Genomic DNA, 3,064 nt, shown 5'->3' with positions numbered 1-3,064 from the left:
GTCCCTTGCGGCGTAGTTCTTATTTAAGCCGTCCAAGTTTTGGGGTGCAGTTCAGGAACGGAAGGGGGCTAAAGGTAGGAGTCTACCGGTGGGTTTACCCCACCGGACAGACGATGACCAGGTGATCCTCTACAGGATCGTCAAGGTTTCCGTGGGGTACCCGTTGGGTACTTAGATCAACACGCAGGCGACGGTCAGGATGATGGCACAGACGACGGAGAGAGCAACGATGAGCTTAAGGGCAAACTTGAGCCAGGTCGTCCACTCGATCTTGGCCAGGGCGAGACCGCCCATGATGGCACCGGAGGTCGGGGTGAACAGGTTCACGACACCGATGGCGGCGGAGAAGATCATGACCATGACCTCAGGCGAGAAGCCGAGCTTAACAGCCAGCGGTCCCATGATGGGCATGGAGACGGTGGCCATACCGGAGGTCGAGGGGATCAGGAAGGACAGGCCGAAGTAGACCAGGAAGCTCATGGGAGCGAAGATCACGCCGGACAGGCCAGCCAGGGCATTGGCGGCAGCGTCGAGGACGAAGACATCGAGGCCGGTGTTAGCCATGAGGACGGAGATACCACGGGCGAGGGCGATAACGAGAACAACGGACATCATGTCGGCAGCGCCGGTGATGAAGGTGTTAACGATCTGCTTCTCGGACAGGCCACCGATGATACCGATCAGGACGGCCATGAGGAAGAACCAGGTGGAAGCCTCGTCGAAGTACCACTGGCCAATGGGCAGGCCGGTGATCAGGGCAGACCAGCCCTGGACGACGGCGTTACCGTCGGCGTCGTAGACAGCGCCAGCGTCGAAGAAGTTGGCGACGCCCTCGTTGAGGTCGGCCAGCGGAATGAAGCCGACGATCATGACGACGAAGGTGAAGGCGAAGGCGATCAGAACACCCTTCTGACGACCGGTGAGCTTGACCTCCTTGTGGACCTCGGAAGCAGCCTTGCCGTGAGCCTCTTCGGCGTCCTTGAGCTCCTGCATCGAAAGAATGGTGGAACCCTTGTCAGCCTTGACCTTCTTGGCATAGCTCATGACGAAGAAGATGGACATGGCAGTGGTAACAATCCACAGGACGGCACCGAGGCCGATGATGATGGACTGGTTGACCTCAATGCCAACGCCGGTCAGAGCGTCGACGGCAGCGCCGACGGCGAACGGGTTAACCGTGGAGCCCAGGCAGCCGCAGCCAGCGCCGAGCAGGACGGTAGCGGCACCGACCATGGGGTCGAAGCCAGCGGCCATCATGGTAGCGGCGAGCAGGGCGTAGAAGGGAACGGTCTCCTCGCACATACCATAGGTGGTACCACCGAGGGAGAAGATGAGCATCAGCACGGGAATGAGCATAATCTCGTTGCCCTTAAGCTTCTGCACCAGAACGGCGATGCCGTTGTCCAGAGCGCCGGTCTCGGTCATCATGCCGAGGAAGCCGCCCAGGATCATAACGAAGAGGCAGACAGGCAGAGCGTCAGCGAAGCCCTTAATCGGGGCGGTGCAGAAATCGCTCAGACGGGCGGCAGTAACCGCGCCGCCGGACGTGCCGGAGACGATAACGGTAATCACTGCGACAATTGCCAGCAGAGCAAGAAGAATGGTGAACGATGAAGGCATACCGCGCTTTTTCTTAGCGGTCTCAGTCATAGTTCTCATCCCCCCTTCATAAATCATTTACTGATCTCGCCAGAAGCGGCTCTTCCGTGCCGTGCCTGCCGCTTGATGCGAGATTATTACCAGATAAAACCGCTCGGGGTGTGCAGCAATACACCCCGAGCGAGATGCTAGATGCTCTTACTTGAGCGTGGCGTACATGACAGCCTTGATGGTGTGCATGCGGTTCTCGGCCTCGTCGAAGACCTTGGAAGCGGGGCTCTCGAAGACCTCGTCGGTGACCTCCTGCTCGGTGATGCCGAACTGCTCGCACTTCTCGGCGCCAATGGTGGTGTTGGTGTCGTGGAAGCTGGGCAGGCAGTGCAGGAAGATAGCACCCGGGTTGGCCATAGCCATGACCTCGGAGGTAACACGATACGGGGTGAGCTGAGCGATGCGCTCGGCCCAGACCTCGTCGGGCTCGCCCATGGAGACCCACACGTCGGTGTAGATAACGTCGGCACCGGTGACGCCGTCCTTGACGTCGGTGGTCAGCTTGATGGTGCAGCCGTTAGCCTCGGCGATGGGCTTGCAGGCCTCGATGACGTCGTCAGCGGGCATGCACTCCTCGGGGCCGCAGGCCACGAAGTTCATGCCGAGCTTGGAGCAGACGACCATGAGGGAGCGAGCGACATTGTTCTTGCAGTCGCCCATGAAGACGAGGGTCTTGCCCTTGATGTCGTAGTTGAAGTTCTCCTGGACGGTCAGGATGTCGGCGAGCATCTGGGTGGGGTGCCACTCGGTGGTCAGGCCGTTCCACACGGGCACGCCGGACTTAGCAGCGAGCTCCTCGACGTCGTCCTGGGCAAAGCCACGGAACTCGATGCCGTCATACATGCGGCCGAGAACGCGGGCGGTGTCCTCGATGGACTCCTTCTTGCCCATCTGCGACGAACCCGGATCGAGGTAGGTCACGCCCATACCCAGATCCATGCCGCCGACCTCGAAGGCGCAGCGGGTACGAGTAGAGGTCTTCTGGAAGAGCAGAACGATGTTCTTGCCCTCGAGATAGCGGTGCGGAACGCCAGCGCGCTTCATATCCTTGAAGTTCTTGGAGAGCTTGAGCAGGTACTCGATCTCCTCGGTGGTGAGGTCGAGAAGCTTGAGGAAGCTACGGCCGGAGAGGTTAACACCCATGGTTTGATTCCTTTCGAAGAAATGAATTACGTAAGTATTAGTGGTGCCCGTTTAACGGGCGAAGCCGGTGCGGTTGTAGGGGGACCGCACCGGAAACGGAAAGACTTAGAGGTCCTCGCGCCAGAAGGGCATGCTCATGCAGCGCGGGCCGCCGCGGCCGCGGGAGAGCTCGGCGGAGGGCACGACGAGAAGGTCCAGGCCCTCCTTGTACAGCACGTCGTTGGTGACGGTGTTGCGGGCGTAGACGCAGATCTTGCCGGGCTCGACGCAC

3 protein-coding genes are annotated in these 3,064 nt (G+C 60.1%); all 3 read right to left on the bottom strand.

Annotated elements, in window-relative coordinates; all coding sequences use genetic code 11:
- Positions 1–171 precede the first annotated feature (171 nt).
- Positions 172–1,659: a YfcC family protein gene (locus JMJ97_RS09385; protein WP_411161277.1), complete on the bottom strand. Its 1,488-nt coding sequence runs from the start codon at positions 1,657–1,659 to the stop codon at positions 172–174.
- A 138-nt stretch (positions 1,660–1,797) separates the two neighbouring features.
- Positions 1,798–2,793 (bottom strand): ornithine carbamoyltransferase, encoded by a 996-nt coding sequence (argF, locus tag JMJ97_RS09380; RefSeq protein ID WP_006234279.1) that lies wholly within the window; start codon positions 2,791–2,793, stop codon positions 1,798–1,800.
- 105 nt (positions 2,794–2,898) lie between these two features.
- A partial coding sequence (locus JMJ97_RS09375; protein WP_260700095.1) for an arginine deiminase family protein occupies positions 2,899–3,064 on the bottom strand: 166 nt, incomplete at its 5' end.

The sequence above is a fragment of the Collinsella aerofaciens genome (assembly GCF_025289055.1).
GTDB lineage: Bacteria > Actinomycetota > Coriobacteriia > Coriobacteriales > Coriobacteriaceae > Collinsella.
Note: the sequence above shows the minus strand (reverse complement) of the source record. Positions and strands in the feature narration are given on the sequence as shown.